General features: G+C 42.9%; 15 protein-coding genes and 1 pseudogene. 8 read left to right on the top strand and 8 right to left on the bottom strand.

What is annotated here, in order from left to right:
- Window positions 1–359 precede the first annotated feature (359 nt).
- Window positions 360–572, bottom strand: coding sequence for a hypothetical protein (locus LYNGBM3L_RS18770; protein WP_008186537.1), 213 nt, complete (start codon window positions 570–572; stop codon window positions 360–362).
- A gap of 262 nt (window positions 573–834) precedes the next feature.
- Window positions 835–1,245: a Fur family transcriptional regulator gene (locus LYNGBM3L_RS18765; protein ID WP_008186534.1), complete on the bottom strand. Its 411-nt coding sequence runs from the start codon at window positions 1,243–1,245 to the stop codon at window positions 835–837.
- 310 nt (window positions 1,246–1,555) lie between these two features.
- Between LYNGBM3L_RS18765 and purS the strand changes: the two genes are divergently transcribed.
- The 7 genes from purS (at window position 1,556) to arsC (ending at window position 5,266) form a co-directional block, all read left to right on the top strand.
- Window positions 1,556–1,837: a phosphoribosylformylglycinamidine synthase subunit PurS gene (gene purS / locus LYNGBM3L_RS18760; protein ID WP_008186532.1), complete on the top strand. Its 282-nt coding sequence runs from the start codon at window positions 1,556–1,558 to the stop codon at window positions 1,835–1,837.
- Window positions 1,834–2,529 (top strand): phosphoribosylformylglycinamidine synthase subunit PurQ, encoded by a 696-nt coding sequence (gene purQ / locus LYNGBM3L_RS18755; RefSeq protein ID WP_008186529.1) that lies wholly within the window; start codon window positions 1,834–1,836, stop codon window positions 2,527–2,529. The genes purS and purQ overlap by 4 nt, the downstream gene beginning before the upstream one ends.
- Window positions 2,530–2,827: 298 nt before the next feature.
- On the top strand, window positions 2,828–3,130 hold the full coding sequence (locus tag LYNGBM3L_RS18750) for an MSMEG_0570 family nitrogen starvation response protein (protein WP_008186527.1): 303 nt from the start codon (window positions 2,828–2,830) through the stop codon (window positions 3,128–3,130).
- 14 nt (window positions 3,131–3,144) lie between these two features.
- The gene (locus LYNGBM3L_RS18745) at window positions 3,145–3,471 is read left to right on the top strand and encodes an ArsR/SmtB family transcription factor (RefSeq protein WP_008186524.1); all 327 of its coding nucleotides are present in this window, start codon (window positions 3,145–3,147) and stop codon (window positions 3,469–3,471) included.
- A gap of 150 nt (window positions 3,472–3,621) precedes the next feature.
- A complete protein-coding gene (locus LYNGBM3L_RS18740; RefSeq protein WP_008186521.1) occupies window positions 3,622–4,077 on the top strand; it encodes an ArsI/CadI family heavy metal resistance metalloenzyme in 456 nt (151 codons plus the stop codon).
- A 16-nt stretch (window positions 4,078–4,093) separates the two neighbouring features.
- The gene (locus LYNGBM3L_RS18735) at window positions 4,094–4,810 is read left to right on the top strand and encodes an MIP/aquaporin family protein (RefSeq protein ID WP_008186520.1); all 717 of its coding nucleotides are present in this window, start codon (window positions 4,094–4,096) and stop codon (window positions 4,808–4,810) included.
- 60 nt (window positions 4,811–4,870) lie between these two features.
- Entirely contained in the window at window positions 4,871–5,266 is a 396-nt protein-coding gene (arsC, locus tag LYNGBM3L_RS18730; RefSeq protein ID WP_008186517.1) for an arsenate reductase, glutathione/glutaredoxin type, read from the top strand.
- A 421-nt stretch (window positions 5,267–5,687) separates the two neighbouring features.
- Here arsC and LYNGBM3L_RS18725 read toward each other — a convergent pair whose 3' ends face one another.
- The 3 genes from LYNGBM3L_RS18725 to isiD form a co-directional block, all read right to left on the bottom strand.
- A complete protein-coding gene (locus LYNGBM3L_RS18725) occupies window positions 5,688–6,086 on the bottom strand; it encodes a hypothetical protein (protein ID WP_008186515.1) in 399 nt (132 codons plus the stop codon).
- A gap of 379 nt (window positions 6,087–6,465) precedes the next feature.
- Entirely contained in the window at window positions 6,466–7,710 is a 1,245-nt protein-coding gene (coaBC, locus tag LYNGBM3L_RS18720) for a bifunctional phosphopantothenoylcysteine decarboxylase/phosphopantothenate--cysteine ligase CoaBC (protein WP_008186514.1), read from the bottom strand.
- The gene (isiD, locus tag LYNGBM3L_RS18715) at window positions 7,707–7,919 is read right to left on the bottom strand and encodes a protein IsiD (protein ID WP_008186512.1); all 213 of its coding nucleotides are present in this window, start codon (window positions 7,917–7,919) and stop codon (window positions 7,707–7,709) included. Before isiD ends, coaBC begins: the two co-directional genes overlap by 4 nt.
- Window positions 7,920–8,220: 301 nt before the next feature.
- On the opposite strand from isiD, the pseudogene LYNGBM3L_RS18710 reads away from it, so the two are divergent.
- Window positions 8,221–8,448, top strand: a pseudogene (locus tag LYNGBM3L_RS18710) (class I fructose-bisphosphate aldolase); the annotation flags it as partial.
- Window positions 8,449–8,607: 159 nt separating this feature from the next.
- On the opposite strand, the gene LYNGBM3L_RS18705 reads toward LYNGBM3L_RS18710, so the two are convergent.
- From LYNGBM3L_RS18705 to LYNGBM3L_RS18695, 3 genes are all read right to left on the bottom strand, one after another.
- Entirely contained in the window at window positions 8,608–9,315 is a 708-nt protein-coding gene (locus tag LYNGBM3L_RS18705; RefSeq protein ID WP_008186510.1) for a hypothetical protein, read from the bottom strand.
- Between the two features lie 687 nt (window positions 9,316–10,002).
- Window positions 10,003–11,298, bottom strand: a complete 1,296-nt coding sequence (gene ctpC / locus LYNGBM3L_RS18700) for a carboxyl-terminal processing protease CtpC (protein WP_008186509.1) — start codon at window positions 11,296–11,298, stop codon at window positions 10,003–10,005.
- A 467-nt stretch (window positions 11,299–11,765) separates the two neighbouring features.
- Entirely contained in the window at window positions 11,766–16,928 is a 5,163-nt protein-coding gene (locus LYNGBM3L_RS18695; RefSeq protein ID WP_008186508.1) for a WD40 domain-containing protein, read from the bottom strand.
- Window positions 16,929–17,255 lie beyond the last annotated feature (327 nt).

Genomic DNA, 17,255 nt, shown 5'->3' with positions numbered 1-17,255 from the left:
GTCGGCTATGGGTAAAAGAGTTAAAACTTTATGATTAAGGCAAGAGACGAAACCTTAGATCAGGTCGCCTTTATAACAATAGTTTTAAACCTTTTCTGCATAACCTACAACCCAAAAAGGCGACCTTATCTTACGGTAACTTCAAACCCTATTGTAAGGTTTCGTCTCCGGGATGCCCCGACCCACCGGAACAACACAAAAAAGTTCAATTTTGAGGTACGTAGGTGGCGGTTAGCTCTTAATTTGTCTTCCCTACTATTTTCATTATAGCATTCTTCAACCTATGCAACACAGTTCCTGTCCGCGATTCATCCCACACCTCAATGCGCATTGAGGTGTGGGATGAATCGCGGTCTTAGCTAAATCCCTTGAGAAAGTTCCTTGGAACAGAACATCTCACGAGATTCTTGCTTAACATAACCATTCATCACAGCTAGCTGTAGCTTCATGAAGGCATTTAAGTCTTCCAGTGGATATTTTCTGGTTAGAAGCTGCCGTAGCTTATCTTCTTCTGTCACACTCAAATAGCGAGTTTTGAGTGCTTTTTGTACAACTTCCCTGATATTAGCCATAACACAAGCACCTGTTAAAATCAATTAGCACCTTCGAGGCTGAAAGTCTGGCAAAAGCCAATTGAGACTATCCCTCTACAGTACTTATCACCCCTTTTTAAGCTTTTTAAGCTTTTTATGTTAATGATGTAGACGACAGTTAATCTGTGTACAATGGAACATTGTACATTGTACTGATATGGTGTCTTTGGTTAGGTAAGGGCGTCGCCAGCATCACCAAGCTTCTGTTAGCAGGGCTGTTTTAGGTGATTACGGTATTATCTCATTCTGAATCTTGATATTCTGTAGCATTGGTTACAGAACACTGTTCACATAATCCAAAAAATTCCAAGGTATGGTAAAAAATAGTGAATTGATAAGAATTTTGCAACTTCTTCTGTAATTGAGGTATGGGACATTCCTCAATGGGAATAGACATGCCACAATTGAGACAAGTGAGGTGATGTTGATCCTCTTGTACACCACTGTAGAGGGATTCTCCACTACCAAGAGTCCGGACTTGCACCATTCCTTCCAGTTTTAAAGCATCCAAAGCGCGGTAAACTGTAGCCAAACCCATAGATTGCTTACGTTTGCGCAGCTCGACATAAAGATCTTGGGCCGACATAGCCCGATTCAAGGTTGTGAGCAGTTTCAGAATTCGCTCTTGGGAGCGGGTGCGTTGGCCTTTCATTAATCTTTTTTTAATATCCTAGAAATTTTTTGATGTTAATGGTGCTTGTTGGTTCAAACTGTAAAGAAGGATTAATGATCAACGGATCATGAGCAATAATGATCGCGGCTGTGCCCAAATCCCAGGATTAGGCTAGCCCTAGTTACACGCTGTGGCAGCTAAAAAAAATACTAGCTCAAAAAATACTAGCTCAAAAAAATACTAGTTGCTCAGTAACCTATCAGTAACCTAATTGATAGACTTTTTTAATCCTTGATCGTTCATCCTTGATATTATATCCATTATCATTATACAGTGAAAGGGGAGAGTTGTGATTAAAAAATATCAGGCTTCTATTTATGTTACACTTAGAAATTCCGTATTGGATCCAGCCGGTGTAGCTGTTGAGTCAGGACTGAAGCAGCTAGGCTACGAGAGTGTAGAACAGGTGCGTATTGGTAAATATATCGAACTGAGGCTGAGTGCTGCTAATGAAGATACGGCGCGAGAGCAATTGAATCAGATCTGCGACCAGCTCTTAGCCAACCCAGTTATTGAAAATTATCGCTTTGAATTGGTTGAGATGTCAGCACAACTAGGAGTGGAAGCATGAAATTTGGGGTGGTGGTCTTTCCTGGGTCAAACTGCGATCGCGATATGGCCTATGTTACAACTAGCTTACTCCAATGTCCAACCAGGATGGTTTGGCATCAAGAAACCGATATTTCTGACTTAGATGTGGTGGTACTCCCTGGGGGCTTTAGCTATGGGGATTACCTGCGCTGTGGCGCAATTGCTCAGTTTTCTCCAGTGATGCCAATGGTGGTAGACCATGCTAAACAGGGTAAATTTGTCTTGGGCATTTGTAATGGCTTCCAGATGCTGACCGAAATGGGGATGTTACCAGGGGCATTAGTCAGAAATCGGGACTTACATTTTATTTGCGATCGCGTTCCAGTTAAAGTAGAGCGCAATGATTTATATTGGACTACAGCTTATCACCCAGGAGAAATTATAAGTCTACCTATTGCCCATGGTGAAGGGCGCTACTACGCTGATGCTGAAACTCTCAAAGCTCTCGAAGACAATGGTCAAGTATTGTTTCGTTACGCTACTGTTTCAGGAGAGATAGAGACAATAGGTAATCCCAATGGTTCCCTAAATAACATTGCCGGAATTTGTGATACCACTGGCAAAATTTTGGGTATGATGCCCCATCCAGAACGAGCAGCTGATCCGATGTTAGGCAATATCGATGGGATGAGATTGTTTCAGAGTTTGTTAAAGACTTTTAACAATTGCTAGTGTTTTCAATACCACAAATTACCGATAACCGCGACCGCTACATGGGTCGCCTAAACGTTATATGTGTGCCACAGATTCCAATTATACCGGATCTGGTTGACTGAGAAATATTGCCAGAAACTTCAGTTTAGTATTTTTGAAATTGGTCGCTGTAAATGCGGGAAAGGGTATTTTTAAAAGCAAAAGGAAGCAGAGGTTAGCCCTTGACTGGACGGCAAGTCTTTGTTCAAGTTTATCGTTATAATTAATTAAATAAAAAATTCCAAGTCTAAAATATAAAATCCGATCAGATAAGAAGATGCCTGAAACTCACTTCCAGATTGAATGGCCTGATGGTTATCAGGAACTTTGCTATTCTCCTTCTCTAGTAGTCAAGAAATATTTTAATGCTGAGCAAGACTATTCTCTGTCGGAATTTGTGGCACTATCTCGAACTGCGCTTAACGATGGTAGTGATCGCGTCAAAGCTCAATTTGGTTTCTCTTGTAGCAAAGCACTAGGACAACTGAAGCAAATAGAAGACACAGCTAAGAAGTATAGTAATCTATCTGAACCAAAAGTGCGATTACTTAAATTTATCGATGTCCAACCCACAGAATAATTCAATAAAAATTGATGCAAGCCACTTCTGCTCCAGACTCCACTACTATCCTCGCTGGCTTCCATGCTCTTTCCGATCCCCTGCGCCTGGCAGTGATTGAGCTACTGAGATCGCAAGAGTTGTGTGTTTGTGATTTATGCGATCGCTTAAATGTCCAGCAATCAAAACTATCATTTCACCTGAAAACCCTTAAACAAGCTGGTCTGATTCGCCCCCGCCAACAGGGAAGGTGGATGTACTACAGCCTGAATTTGCCCCAGTTTGTGGTTTTAGAGCAATATTTGGCAGAATTTCGTCGCACAGCTGTGATGGTACCTACCCGTAGTTGTTGCTCAGACTAGCTTAGGGTCTAGACTGCTTTTGATGTACCTAATACCATTAGCCCAATACCATTAGCCAATTCAGCCGATGGCTTAACTATTGTTTAAGCAATAAATCAATTTTTTTTGATATATTAGGATTAACTAATTAGTAAAACAGGAGGGTTCTTCATGGCTACTCTCAAAACTCATGTCTCCCTGAATGTCACTGACCTTCACAAATCTGTCACCTTTTACCAGGCAATGTTTGGTGTATCTCCAGTTAAATACAAAGCTGACTACGCCAAATTTGATTTGGCAAATCCGCCCCTCAATCTCACCCTAGAACTAAACCCCAACATGGACTCTGGTGGGACATTATCTCATCTAGGTGTACAGGTTGAAACGACAGAAGACGTACAAGCTCAGATCAAGCGTTTTCAAGCTGCAGGACTAGAGGTGTTAGAGGAAAAGAACACTCACTGTTGCTATGCCATCCAGGATAAAGTTTGGGTAAGTGACCCAGATGGTAACCGCTGGGAAGTATTTGTGGTGAACGTCGAAGATACTTCACCCGAGATGAATCTCAAGATTACCGACAATTCTCAGCAGGAATCCAATACTGTGACATCCTCCTGCTGTGGATAAATTAAATCACCTTTAAATGAGAATCCGCAAACTGATACCCAAACAAACTCTCGGGCCCTTAATATCCCATTGCTGGCGAGAGGCAGTAACTGAAGGCATGGCTACATTTATCTTAGTCTTTTTTGGCACTGGTGCTGTCATGGTTAATCACATCACTAGTGGAGCCTTAACTCATCTGGGCGTCAGTTTTGTTTTTGGAGCAGTGGTCGCTGCTTTAATCTATGCCACAGGACATATTAGCGATGCCCATATTAACCCAGCTGTGACTCTTGCTTTCTGGGCTAGTGGCTTTTTTCCCGCTCGCAAGGTGTTACCTTATATCCTGGCTCAATGCATTGGTGCGATCGCTGCTTCAACATTACTGTTGTTGACACTGGGGTATGTTGCTGATCTTGGCGCAACTCTGCCTCTACAAGGGAACTGGTTTCAATCCTTAGTCCTGGAAGTAGTACTCACCTTTATCTTAATGTTTGTCATCTTAGGCTCTGGTCTCGACCGCCGTGCTCCCATTGGCTTTGCTGGTTTGGCTATTGGCTTAACCGTAGCATTAGAAGCAGCTTGCTTCGGACCAATTACCGGTGCCAGCATGAATCCAGCCCGTTCATTGGGGCCAGCTGTAGTAGCTGGAATTTGGCAACATCAATGGATTTATTGGGTTGCCCCAATTGTAGGAGCGCAATTAGCTGTGATTGCCTATCGGCAACTTTCCCATGGATTTAGGGATATTCAATAAAACCATAGCTAGCTAAAAATTAACAACTAAAAACTAACAACTAAAAACTAACAAATTACTATGAAACAAATCATGTTTGTTTGTAAAAGAAATTCCTGCCGCTCTCAAATGGCGGAGGGGTTTGCTAGAACCTTAGGAGAAGGAAAGATTTCTGTTACTAGTTCTGGACTAGAAGCAAGCCGAGTTCATCCTACAGCAATTCAAGTAATGGATGAAATTAATATAGATATTAGAGACCAGACGTCTAATCCTTTAAAGGATTTCAAGGCTGAAGACTATGATGCTGTAATTTCCTTGTGCGGCTGTGGTGTTAATTTACCAGAAGCCTGGGTATTACGAGATGTGTTTGAAGATTGGCAGCTTGATGATCCTGATGGGCAACTACTAGAGACGTTTCGCCGTGTCCGAGATGAAATTAAAGAACGAGTAGCTAAGTTAGTGGAAACATTGAGCTAATTAGTTTAGCAAAGGGAACAGGGACTTCGGAGCAGGGAGTAGGGAACAGGGAACAAACATTCTCTCAATTGATTTAGGATTGCTATTGATTTACAGTTGATTGGACTTTGGAAAAAATTTTATGTTCTGTCTTTAGTATCCTTATCTATAAGACGATATCACCGGTCAATTCCGTCCAATTTTTTGAGTTATGCCCGATGTTTTCAAAATCGGGTCATAACTCAAAAAAAAGGGACTCTACCGAACATAGTGTGTATAAAACCGCGCTTTCTGAAAGCATTATTATGCTGTTATTCGCTTAACAAAACTACATAATGGTTTGATGAGTGATCGCTAAATCACAAGGGTTTCAGCGTGTGAAGTTATATTTCGCCAACAGCATCGCGATAGCGTAAGCCAACACAAATGTTCTTGGGCGTTATTACCAAACCATCGTTTGACCCAATTCATTACGCAAATTAATTACTGAACTTTCTCTACAAACACTCACAGGACAAACGTCGAATACATAGACAGCATCTCCATCAGGGGCACAAAGTAAAACGAACATTGCATCTTTACCCTGCATTCGACCTTCTACACCAGACATTCGCAAACGTCTTACAGTTCCGTTTTGTAACTTTCCTGCAGCTTCGTACTTTTTGAATTTTTCGAGTGCTTTTAATTCACAAGCTGTCCGGCTAGTTGTGCTAACAGCTGACCAACCAGAACCAGTACCCCAGGTAGGTCTTTCTGCCCTAGCTGCTCTAGGAAGGAATGCCGTTAATAGTCCCGAGGCAATAAGTGGAATTATAAGAGTAGTAGATAAACGTGTAGACATAATACAAAAAGTCTATTTTTGATTGGAATTATTATATCTACTAGTTTAAAGTAGATCACTAACAGTTCTGTATTAATAAATGTAACAACAAGGCTAATTATTATTTATTATTGTGCCACAAGCGTTTTGGCAGGGTAAGCGCAAGAATCAATAAGCTGTAGCTTATTGAGAAAAAAAGGGCATTATTATCAACAAGCCAACTCTATTGAGAATAAAGTTCTACCAGATTATAGGGGTTTCGAGCCACGCTCAACCGATATCCAGCCAATGCACATTATGGGCAATTTTTTCTTGCGCTTACCCTGAAGCGTTTTGGCTGTGCTTACAAAACTTTACAAAGAGCCCAAAACTTGTGTCCGACTACTTATAGTAATACTAGTTATCTAGTAATTATTTGATACTTTACATTACTATTGTCCTCGGGACTGTTTTGGATAAAATAAAATAAACGGTGAGCTAACTCTAATTTAGTGCAGCGATTAATCTGTTGATGCCGTCCTGTTTTATCAATCAAAATTGCCTGGTTGGTATCACTGCCAAAACCAGCGTTTGGTTTGTCAACTGGGTTAGCTACAATTGCATCCAATCGCTTTTTGTTTAATTTTTGTAACGCAGGTTTGATAATATCTCCAGTCTGTGCTGCAAATCCAACTAAGTACTGATGGGGCTGTTTCAGTCGTCCCAATTCAGCTAGGATATCTGGCACCGGTTTTAGGGGTAGAGCAGCAGGAAGTCCATGCTTCGGTATCTTCATATCCTGGTAGATTCCGGGGGTTACATCTGCTACCGCTGCTGCCATCACAATCAAATCAGCATTGGGAAAATCTGCTAGCATTGCCCGATGCATCTCAGTAGCACTAACTACTGGAACTGTCCGGATACCCATCGGTGCTTCCCAAGTAGCCGGTCCATGAACTAGGGTGACAACTGCTCCCCGATTTCTGGCAGCTTGGGCTAGGGCTAGTCCCATCTTGCCTGTGGCGGGATTCCCGATAAAGCGTACTGGATCTATATATTCCCGAGTGCCACCAGTACTGATTAAGACTTGTTTACCGGTTAAGTCTCGTTTGCCACCAGTGTACAGCAGGGATTGGATAGAGGCGATTATCTCCTCTGGTTCTGCCATCCGTCCTGCACCAATGCGATCGCATGCTAACCGTCCTGCTGTTGGACCAACACTATGATACCTGGGGTCACTTAACAGCTGTTGCCAATTTCGTTGCACTGACTGCTGCTTCCACATATCTGTATTCATCGCTGGTGCCAACAAAATAGGGCAACTAGACGCTAGAACCGTATTGGTTAGTAAGTTATCTGCTAAGCCATAAGCCAACTTACCTAAGGTATTAGCGGTCAGAGGAGCAATCACCAATACTTCTGCCCATTCCCCTAATTCAATATGCACCGGGCGTTCGTGCTTTGCTTGCCAGAATACGTTGTCTGTATAAGCTGGATGGCGAGAGAGGGTACTTAGAGTCAAAGGAGTGATAAATTTTTCAGCTCCCTGGGTTAGAATTACCCTTACTTCAGTGACCGCCTTAAATAGGGTAGAAACAACCTCACAAACTTTATAGGCAGCGATGCCCCCACATACACCAATTAAAACTTTTCTACCCTTATTCACGCCTCGTCGTAAGCTTCTATGTCCAGTAAGTAGATATAGGGTTCTGCTAACTCTGGACGCTGAAACGCCAGTGCCCGCAGCAGATGCCAATCTTTGAGTCCTTCAAATGCGCTAGAGTAATCATCCAGCTCTAGACGTGCAGCCAACTTGGCAACGTCCTCTGCACTGAGAGCGTTAAGGTCACGTTGGGAAATGGTCGTAGTTGCCATCACTCACGCCTCTCTTGGTTAGCTTTTTTGTTAACAGTTGTACTTCTTCGACAACTTTACTTATATTATCCCTATTTAGTTACACAACTGAGTATAGATAATACCAGCTTTAGGGTGAAGTATTCGTAAATTTTTTATCAGTTTTTAGGGGTCATTTGTATGGAGGCTTACCATAGAAATACAAATTATCCACAAACTAGCTGTAAGTAGTCAGTTATTATTAGTTATTATTAAAGCCCCTTTCCCAATCAGAAATTGTCAAAATAAAAGTAGAGTGACTTTTCTATGAACTCTTATGGTTATGACTGCTACCCTTACCACATCCCAATCGATTGAATCCTGGTTGGGTGATGAAGCCGAAAGCCTGCTTAGTTACAAGGCAAAGCTGAGGAAAGAGTTATTGCATCTCCCTGGCCCTGATTGGGTGGCACGGATTTTTGGAAATAGCGATCGCTATTGCCAAGTGCTCCGCAGTCTCCAGCAGTTTTATTCAACTGGACTACTGCTGATCGTTGGTTCATTGATAGTCTAGCCTCTTTGATCAGTAGGCTCAGATGGGTGATAGCACCTCAAGTAGCACCATCTGTAGCCAATTAGCTGAGGGCTGAATGCTTACAACAAACCCCACAACAGAAGCAAGTGGGGTTTGTATGACTAATTATTGTAGCTAATTAGATTGTGAGGCAAACTAAACTAGCTTTTTCTTAAGGGTTAAACCAGTACCTAAAGCACCTAAGGCCAATAATCCCAGCCCTGAAACAGGTTCTGGTACAGTGGTCAAATTAGCAAAAAACACTAAATCCGGGTCATCCAACCCTGCTTCGCTCCCCAGTATGTAGGTTGGATCACGATTAATCGGGTCTTCAGCAGCAAACCCAGTCCCACCAGTATAGGGGTTTCCTTGGGCCAACTCAAAGTTTACTCGGGTATCTATATAAACAAAGTATTCTGCTGATACGTCAGCCAGTTTGAGCCCATTTTCAGCAAATTTATATGTACCGTTACTGACTGAGGTACTACTCCCCAATAAACCATTTACTCCTACCGTTTGACTGGATAAATCAGCAGGAATACCTGTGAATCGCGAGTCAAAGACATAGGCAATACCCGAATTTTGAGTGCCTAGGGTAAATGAGTTTAACAAAACCGAACCGGATGTGGGAGCTGTGCCACTCCCCGCATCACCTGGTACATTGGGCGTAAAACTTTGACCCGGAAATGGCAAATCTATGATTTCTCCTGGTGGGAAAAAGTCGGCTACAAATAAACCACCAGTGCTATTTCCTACAGAAAAAGTCGCTGCACTCACCGGTTCTAAAGCAGTGGCTTGTAAAGCAACTGAGGTTCCTAAAACAACAACTGCTGCTCGAATGAAAGGGACTGATTTTTCTTTCATCGACTTTGAGGTAGTCATATGCTGGTTAATTAAGTGGTATATTTTTGATATCAAAAAATACTATGAGGTTAAATGACATGAATCTACTTAACCCCCTATTTCTTTACGGAATTAGGCATTTTTACTAACTCACGTTAATTACATAGATTAATACCAAATCAGTTTGCTTTTGATAAAGATTCAGTAAAGTTTCAGACCAGTAGAGATTTAGCATACTACGTCTCTACTTTTTGCTCAGTAAGGAAATTGATCTGACGACGAACCGGGCTAGGATCCTCATGATTTGGTAATTATTCTGACTTGTGGTACAAAAAAAACGGTCTCAATTATCAACAAGACCGCTCCATCAAAACAATGCTGACTCAATGTATACTAAGTCTGGAATAGCAAAAATTTTTCTCAGAATACACTACTTGGAAAGCCCGATAACTTACCAAATATAACACTAAGACATAAACTTACGACATCATACTTTCCTTGAAAGGGAAAGGGGAACAAGGAATCTCGGATCAGTAAAATATCTTAATTTATAACCGTAGTGTGTTTGCCAATTACCAATTACTAATTACCAATTACTAATTAGCAATTACCAATTACCAATTAGAAGTAGTTGGGAGAATTGGTAACATAAAATCTCCCATCTCTTGCCACACTCGACCCACTCTCAATCAGTGAAAGGTTTAAGGCTTAACGAGCTTTACCTTCTGCCCTTGAGCCTTGTTTGGCAGCAATTTCCTGCATCAAAATCTGAAACGCTTTGGCATACTGAGCATCTTCCAAGGTGCCAACTTTGTCACGATTTTTCTGCAAGTCTTTACGCTGTTCATCCGAAAGCTCAAACACAATATCTGGTTCAATTCCAGACTTATTAATATCGCGACCACTAGGGGTAAGGTACTTAGCAATAGTTACTGCCAGACCTGAGCCATCTCCAAGCCCTCGGACGGATTGGACTAGGCCCTTACCAAAAGTCTTAGTTCCTACCAATATGGCACGTTGATTGTCTTGTAAAGCACCCGAAAGAATTTCGCTAGCACTGGCTGAACCACCATCCACCAGTACCACTAATGGTTTATTAGTCAGAGAGCGATTAATTGCTTTCTGGTATTCGGCTTTGCCGATTCGATTAACTGTTGACACAATCGTACCAGAATCAAACCACATCCGAGCAATTTCAATGCTGGCATAAAGTAGCCCCCCAGGGTTAGAGCGGAGATCTAAAACATAGCCACTAACGTTCTGATCTTCTAACTTTCGGATTGCTTCCCCCATCTCCTTGGCCGCGTTAGCACTAAATTGAGAAAGGCGAATGTAGCCGATGCCATAACCATCTGAAGTTTCCCGATAGCTATACTTTACAGGGTGGATTTCAATCCTAGCTCGTGTGATCGGATAGTCTACTACCTTTTGGCCTCGCTGAATGGTCAAAGTCACGGAAGTCCCTGGCTTGCCTCGGATCAGTTGTACTGCATCGTTGACATCCATACCTTCGGTACTCTTGCCATCAATTTTGATAATGATATCCTTCGCCAGGATTCCCGCTTTAAAAGCTGGGGTATCTTCAATGGGGGAAATCACCATCAACTTTTTTGTTTCCTCATCCAGGGCAATCTGAATACCTACACCAGTTAATTCCCCAGATGTATCAATCTGCATATTCTTGAACTCTTCGGGATCCATAAACCGGGTGTAAGGATCGTCCAAGGGCTCTAGCATTTCCCGGATTGCCTTGTAGGCTTGTTCCTTGCTGCTGTAAGACCGATTCAGATAATCTTGGCGAACTTCTTCCCAATCAACCTGGTTGAAGGTAGCATCTACATACCTGCGGTTAATAATTTGCCAAACTTCATCAACTAGCTCCTTAGGACTCTCGCGAAAGAAAGCCTGACTTTGAGATAGATGAAGACCAGCTCCTGTAACTGCTACAGTTGTTAGGACTACTGCTGTCGCACCAAGAACCAGGCCACGTTTTGTAATTACCATAATCCTTTCGCTTAAGGTCGGGAAACTAATGCAAAGGAGCTAAGTTAAATCTAACGAACGGGGATGCCAGACAGCTCCTATGCAAATCAATCTGAGACTGACACCCCCTTGTTCAATTTTGGGTAGTCTAACCCTTTTAAGATACCCCTATGGCTATAGCCTTTTAGGGGTCATCTGTGTTGTTGATTAGGGTCGTGAGGATATTATTTATCCATACTAACCTCATTAGCTAATCAGGCCATCATACCACCACACCACACCACCATAATCCCATCTAGCTAGGATTTCAAGAAATAACCTATCCTGACTAAGGATAAGGAAGCTGGGGGTATCAGTCCCATATTATTAATTTTCCTCCCACCCAACTTCCCCTCCGGAAAATTATTGTGGTCATTGGTTTTCATCGTTAGTTGTTCAATGATTACCTATTCACCATTTCCCAGTCTAACATTACCGCTTCGAACCTACTAATTATTCGATTTTATATAGCTGTTTGTCATCAGCTGACAAAGTTGGCGATCGCTTTCTCTGACCTCTGGGTTGTTTTGGAGATAATTTCTTAGCCAGTGGCAGCTTTTATCTAGCAGATCGTCTAAATTCAAATTCCAAATGGCCACTGTCCCATCTTCACTAGCCACTGCCAAGGCTGTTCCATCATGGCTCCAGCTAAGATTTGTGACGCGATGCTCACCAGCTTTCAACGTTTTGATCAGGGTGTCGTCGAAGCGCCATAGCTGAACCTGGTTGTCCCAGCTGCTGGTTGCCAAAATTTTGCCCTTGGGGCTAAAACGGACTTTTGCCACACTATCAGTATGGCCTTTGAGGGTTGATTGTAAAGTGCCATCTTTGCGCCAGAGTTTCAGTGTGTTATCATAACTAGCGGTTGCCAAGAACTTGTTGTCAGGTGAGAAGCTGACATCCAAAACCCAATTGCGATGACCTGGTAGTGTTTTCAGGAGTTTCCCATCAGCACTCCACAGCTTTACAGTTTTATCATCACTGGCCGATGCCAATCGCTTACTATCCTGGCTAAACTTAACTGCATTAACCCGCTCACTATGACCACTGAGGGTATGAATCAATTTACCAGTGCGATCCCAAATTTTGACTGTCCTGTCCCGACTGGCAGACGCGAGCCGCTTCGAGTCAGGACTAAAACTAACATTCAATACCCAGTCCTGATGTGCTTTTATTGTCTTAATCAAAGTACCGCTACGATGCCAGAGTTTCACGGTGCCATCTCGACTACCGGAGGCAATTAGCTCACCATCAGCACTCAAACTAATGCTATAGACCAGATCATGATGCCCTGTCAAGGTTTGGAGCAGCTTACCGTTGCGATCCCAAAGCTTAACAGTTCTGTCATTACTAGCTGTGGCAATCTGTTGAGAGTCTGGAGAAAAGGTTACATCCTGTACATCATCTTGATGCCCTCTTAAAATCACGTGAGACTGATTAATACTACTCCAGAGCTTGATAGTTTTATCGTGGCTGGCTGAAGCCAGAATCAGTTGGTCAGTTTGAGGGTTGGATGGTTGTAGAGGGATATGAGAATTGCTGTGGGCTAGGTTGTCTTGAGAACTAAAGGGCTCAGTAGGACTGAAACTGACAGCACTAACCCCATCGCTGTGTCCCTTAAAGGTGTTTATTAAAGTGCCTTCACGGTTCCATAGCCGCACGGTATTATCATCACTGGCAGAGGCAATCAGCTGACCATCAGCACTGAAAGCAACACCTAGGACCCATCGCTGATGCTTGGGAAAGGTTTTGATTAGTTTGCCATTGGTACTCCACAACCTGACCGTTTGATCGTCGCTAGCGGAGGCAATTAACTGACTATCTGGACTAAATACTACACAGTTAACCTGAGCGCTATGTCCTCTAAGAGTATTTAGCAATGTTCCCGATTGACTCCACAGCTTAATGGTGTTATCCGCACTAGCAGAAGCAATGATCTTGCCATCTCTACTAAAGCTTACCGACCGCACTACACCCCGGTGACCGGAAAAGGTTTTAATTAATTGGCCATCAACGGTCCATAATCGAATTTTCTTATCTTTGCCAGCTGCAGCAATCATCTGGCCATCTTGACTAAAACTGACACTGTATATATGACCAGCATCAGTGGTAATTGTTCTGACTAGCTCCCCAGTTTGACGCCATAGTCTGACTGTGCCATCCCAGCTACTAGAGGCAATTAACTGACTATCTGCACTAAACGATACGCTGGTTACACTATCTTGATGACCTTCAATTGTTTGGATTAACTTGCCATCAGGATGCCACAGTTTTACCGTTTTATCGCGGCTGGTGGAGGCAATAAACTGACCATCTGGGGAAAAACTGATGCTCGAAACAATATCACTATGTCCTTCCAGTCGATTGTGTTCGGAAACTGAATAAACTGCCTGGGACAGAGCTGTGATTACTTGTAGACGGGTATCTGCCTCTACTGTTCGAGATGGTAGATATTGCTGCTCTTCCTGCTGTAGTTTTTTTGCGGCTCTTAACCCTTCGAGCAAAGCATCAAAGGTTTTATTGGACACGAAAAGAGCTTCTGAAGAGGCACTCAGCGCACTAAGCATAGCATTGATTCGTTGAGCTTCGGCTCGCCATCTCAACCCACCATTGGTCACTGCTAAAACTGCCATCACTGTGCTAATGGCAATGGCACGCAATCGTTGTTTACGAACCCGCAACAGTTGACTCTCACTTTGTTTTAGCCGTACTTTAATATTAGATTGGGTACGTTGCTTATATTTTTGACGAATCGGTAGAACTAGATAATCATGAATTAGCTGATATCGGTTTTGTGGTGTTTCTGGCACTCGGAAGACTAAACCAGAACCTACCAAAATTTCCAAAATCAAGGGGATTTGAGTTAGTGTGGCGTTGTTACCATTGGAGACTGCTAACTCAGCTTGGGTTTTTAAGGGACGGGTACCTCGTTGATCGGTTAAGGAGAATAAAACCTCCCAGACGGCATCTTCATTCTCTGGCCCACAATCATAGATAATTTGGGAAAGCGATCGCTCTACTAGAACTGTCTTGGGGTCATCTCCCAAAGCTCGGTATCCTGGAAGGGTAGTAATTTTTTCCGCTTGTAGCTGAGCACCCACGACTTGTAACTCAATTAAGCGCACCACTCCCGTATTGGTGACTAAATCCTTTAGCAGTGCCTCGATTAGAGCAGGTTCTAACTTCAACTGAGATACTGCTGTTAAGGAGTGAATAACGTTTTTGGCATTCTCTGGGGACAGATCCCCTAAGTGATAACGCAGCTTCTGATCCAGGATATTGTTGTTAATGACACTGAGATCCTTATAGCGCTCAAATTCCAACAAGTAATGTAGATAATCTTCTCGCATAGACAAGATTATTTTTACAAAGGGGAGATTGAGAGCCTGGGCTAAAAAATCATAAAACTGATGCCGTTGCCCTAAGTCGGTGGCAAGGAAAAAAAATTCTTCAAACTGGTCAAAAATCAGGACGGTTAATAAGTTATGCTGGGAACACCGATACAACTTATCGAGAATGGCTTTCGCCGTAAGCGTTCCCTTGGGGTAGGTTGTTCGCCCTAGGCGTTCCCTTGGGGTTGGTTGAACGGTTGAAGGTGAAAGGTTGGCATCTTTAAACTTGAAGAGGACTGTACTTGCTAATTCAAGGTCTAGACGTTTTTCCAGCTCACCGAGCCAATTCCTGTAAACCGTTTGCACCACCGTCAAAGTTTGTCTAGCACCAATAATTCTGGAGCTAAGTGCAGGAAGTAAACCAGCATTAATCAGGGAACTCTTGCCAACCCCAGAAGTCCCGTGAATCACGGTTAGTTTGTGGTCATTGCGGCTAATGCGTTCGAGCAGGCTATTGACATCGGTTTGACGTCCAGCGGCTGCAATTTCTAGGGCTGATGGACAAAAACCTTTCTTGGTAATCGTTGCATCAATTTCTCGACTTGGCCCGACACTCTGTAACGGAGCCATACCAGCAAAGGTAGAAAACCTAAACTGTTGTTCTATCAAGCGTTTTTGTTGCTTAAGTTCAAAGCCTCGTTGGTATGCTTTTTGCTCGAAGTAGAGCGTACGCAATTCCTCCAACAGTTCCATGAACAGCTGAGGCTGCTGCTGTAGAGGATTGGGCTCGATAGTTTTGAGGTTTATGGCTTGTTCAAGATAATTAATCGCAGATTTTGGCTTGCCCAGCTGACGCACAGATCTAGCCGCTAGCAGCAGATAGGAACCTCGGTGGCAAAGCTTTTGAGCGTTGAGAGTCGGCTGATATGTCTCCAGAGTACCCACAGCTGTGAGGGCTAAGTCTATAGCACGGTTCCAATGGGATTGCTCATAGGCAACTGTTGCCAAAAAGCCATAGGCTCGAGAGAGCTGAACTGGTTTATCTTGAGTTTGAGGCTGTGCCAGAAACGCTAGCGCTAAAGCTTCTAATTCTGTCCAATTTTCCAGGTGTTGTAGGACTTCTCCCAGTTTTATGGTCAACTGAGCCACCAAGTCCAAGCGTCCTGTTGTAGTAAACACCTCAATGGCAGTACAGAAGCTTTTCTGGGCTTGCTCCCACTGATGGCAACCGATGGAGCCTTGCAACTGGGCTTGACGGCAATAGCACAAGCCGATGTGATAGAACACTAAACCAAGCCGTTCTAAACCTGAAGGGGTGAGGGGGGGATGAGAGAAGGGGGGGATTGAGTGCTTAGTTTGTCCGAGACGTTGGTCGAAACAGTTACCTGTGTCCCTTTTGCCCTCTTTTCTCTTCCTCGAAGCTCTGGCTTGGATAGTTGTAAATCCCTTTACCTGTTTAACCGGTTTATAATATTGTTCATGTGAATGGGGAGCCTCACTGCACAACCAGCCTGCCCATTCTCCTATATCCTGTTGCCAAAAATTTAGACTCTGCTGATAATGCTCCAAGGCCAGATTAATCTGGTCATTTTCAAAGGCATCTCGCCCTAGAATAAAGTGCTTGCTAGCTAGTAGGACAGAATCTACGCTGATGTCATGAGATTGCAAATCCTGTAATGCCCACTCAAATTCTTGGCGTCGGGGGCAATCGGAAGCTAAAGAAAGCACCTTGTTGGGCAAAAACTCTCCCAAGTCTTTAGCCAAAATACTGGCAAAAATTTCATCTGTGGTCTTGTAACATAAAGCGAGTAATTGGTCAATGGTAAGTTCAAACCGAATCGAGGTAGTAGCCCAATTTTTAAAATATGGAGCAAGCCTGATCAACTTTTGAAGTCCCTTGTCAGTTACCCATACCACTAAGGGACAGGTTAAGCATTTGGGCAATTCATCTCGCACCTGGTTAGCTGAAAGTAGTACCTGGTTGATGCCATCAACTGACTCTAGACCCGATACCATTAGGGCAGATGTTGTCCCATACTGTTGGGTGGTAAAAATATTACTAAATAGAGTTTGACTAGACTTGTTAAGAATTAGCTCACCTATGGTGAGCTCTGTAATTTCTCGAACATACTGCCATATTTGCTTCCTAAATAACTCGTAGTTGCATCGCACCAAAATCAGTGCAAATTCTCCTTGGGAGAACATTATTGCCCGGGATAGGCTTAATAGAGAGCGAGCACTGTATGGGGCTAGTGTTTCTGGGGGATTTTGCTGCTTCATGTCACTAACCTTTTGACCCCTACTGGTACAGAAATTCCCTATTACTAGGGTGATTTACCCTCTAGATAGTAAGATTACTATCAGAACTTATCGGTAAGTATGGGTTTTCACTTATAAAAAACAATAAGCATAATCAGGTCTTACTCAAGAAAAACGTCTATCATAATTACCTTGATAAATAGTTCAGTAATTACTACTACTTAGTTGATAAATATATTTAATTAAAATTATTAATAGCAATGATAAATTCACTTATTTCTCCTCAAGTCCCTAGCCGGGATATCAGTGATTTCCCGGAATTTTTCATTTTTTATAGTGGGGTGGAAC

This window comes from Moorena producens 3L (genome assembly GCF_000211815.1).
GTDB classification, from domain to species: Bacteria; Cyanobacteriota; Cyanobacteriia; order Cyanobacteriales; family Coleofasciculaceae; genus Moorena; species Moorena producens.
Note: the sequence above shows the minus strand (reverse complement) of the source record. Positions and strands in the feature narration are given on the sequence as shown.

Bases quoted from the DNA above. Each gene is read 5' to 3' on its own strand.
- ctpC (WP_008186509.1), bottom strand. From the start codon at position 11,298: ATGGTAATTACAAAACGTGGCCTGGTTCTTGGTGCGACAGCAGTAGTC.
- LYNGBM3L_RS18705 (WP_008186510.1), bottom strand. From the start codon at position 9,315: ATGAAAGAAAAATCAGTCCCTTTCATTCGAGCAGCAGTTGTTGTTTTA.
- LYNGBM3L_RS18750 (WP_008186527.1), top strand. From the start codon at position 2,828: ATGCCTGAAACTCACTTCCAGATTGAATGGCCTGATGGTTATCAGGAA.
- LYNGBM3L_RS18770 (WP_008186537.1), bottom strand. From the start codon at position 572: ATGGCTAATATCAGGGAAGTTGTACAAAAAGCACTCAAAACTCGCTAT.
- LYNGBM3L_RS18740 (WP_008186521.1), top strand. From the start codon at position 3,622: ATGGCTACTCTCAAAACTCATGTCTCCCTGAATGTCACTGACCTTCAC.
- purQ (WP_008186529.1), top strand. From the start codon at position 1,834: ATGAAATTTGGGGTGGTGGTCTTTCCTGGGTCAAACTGCGATCGCGAT.
- isiD (WP_008186512.1), bottom strand. From the start codon at position 7,919: ATGGCAACTACGACCATTTCCCAACGTGACCTTAACGCTCTCAGTGCA.
- LYNGBM3L_RS18725 (WP_008186515.1), bottom strand. From the start codon at position 6,086: ATGTCTACACGTTTATCTACTACTCTTATAATTCCACTTATTGCCTCG.
- LYNGBM3L_RS18745 (WP_008186524.1), top strand. From the start codon at position 3,145: ATGCAAGCCACTTCTGCTCCAGACTCCACTACTATCCTCGCTGGCTTC.
- LYNGBM3L_RS18695 (WP_008186508.1), bottom strand. From the start codon at position 16,928: ATGAAGCAGCAAAATCCCCCAGAAACACTAGCCCCATACAGTGCTCGC.
- LYNGBM3L_RS18735 (WP_008186520.1), top strand. From the start codon at position 4,094: ATGAGAATCCGCAAACTGATACCCAAACAAACTCTCGGGCCCTTAATA.
- LYNGBM3L_RS18765 (WP_008186534.1), bottom strand. From the start codon at position 1,245: ATGAAAGGCCAACGCACCCGCTCCCAAGAGCGAATTCTGAAACTGCTC.
- arsC (WP_008186517.1), top strand. From the start codon at position 4,871: ATGAAACAAATCATGTTTGTTTGTAAAAGAAATTCCTGCCGCTCTCAA.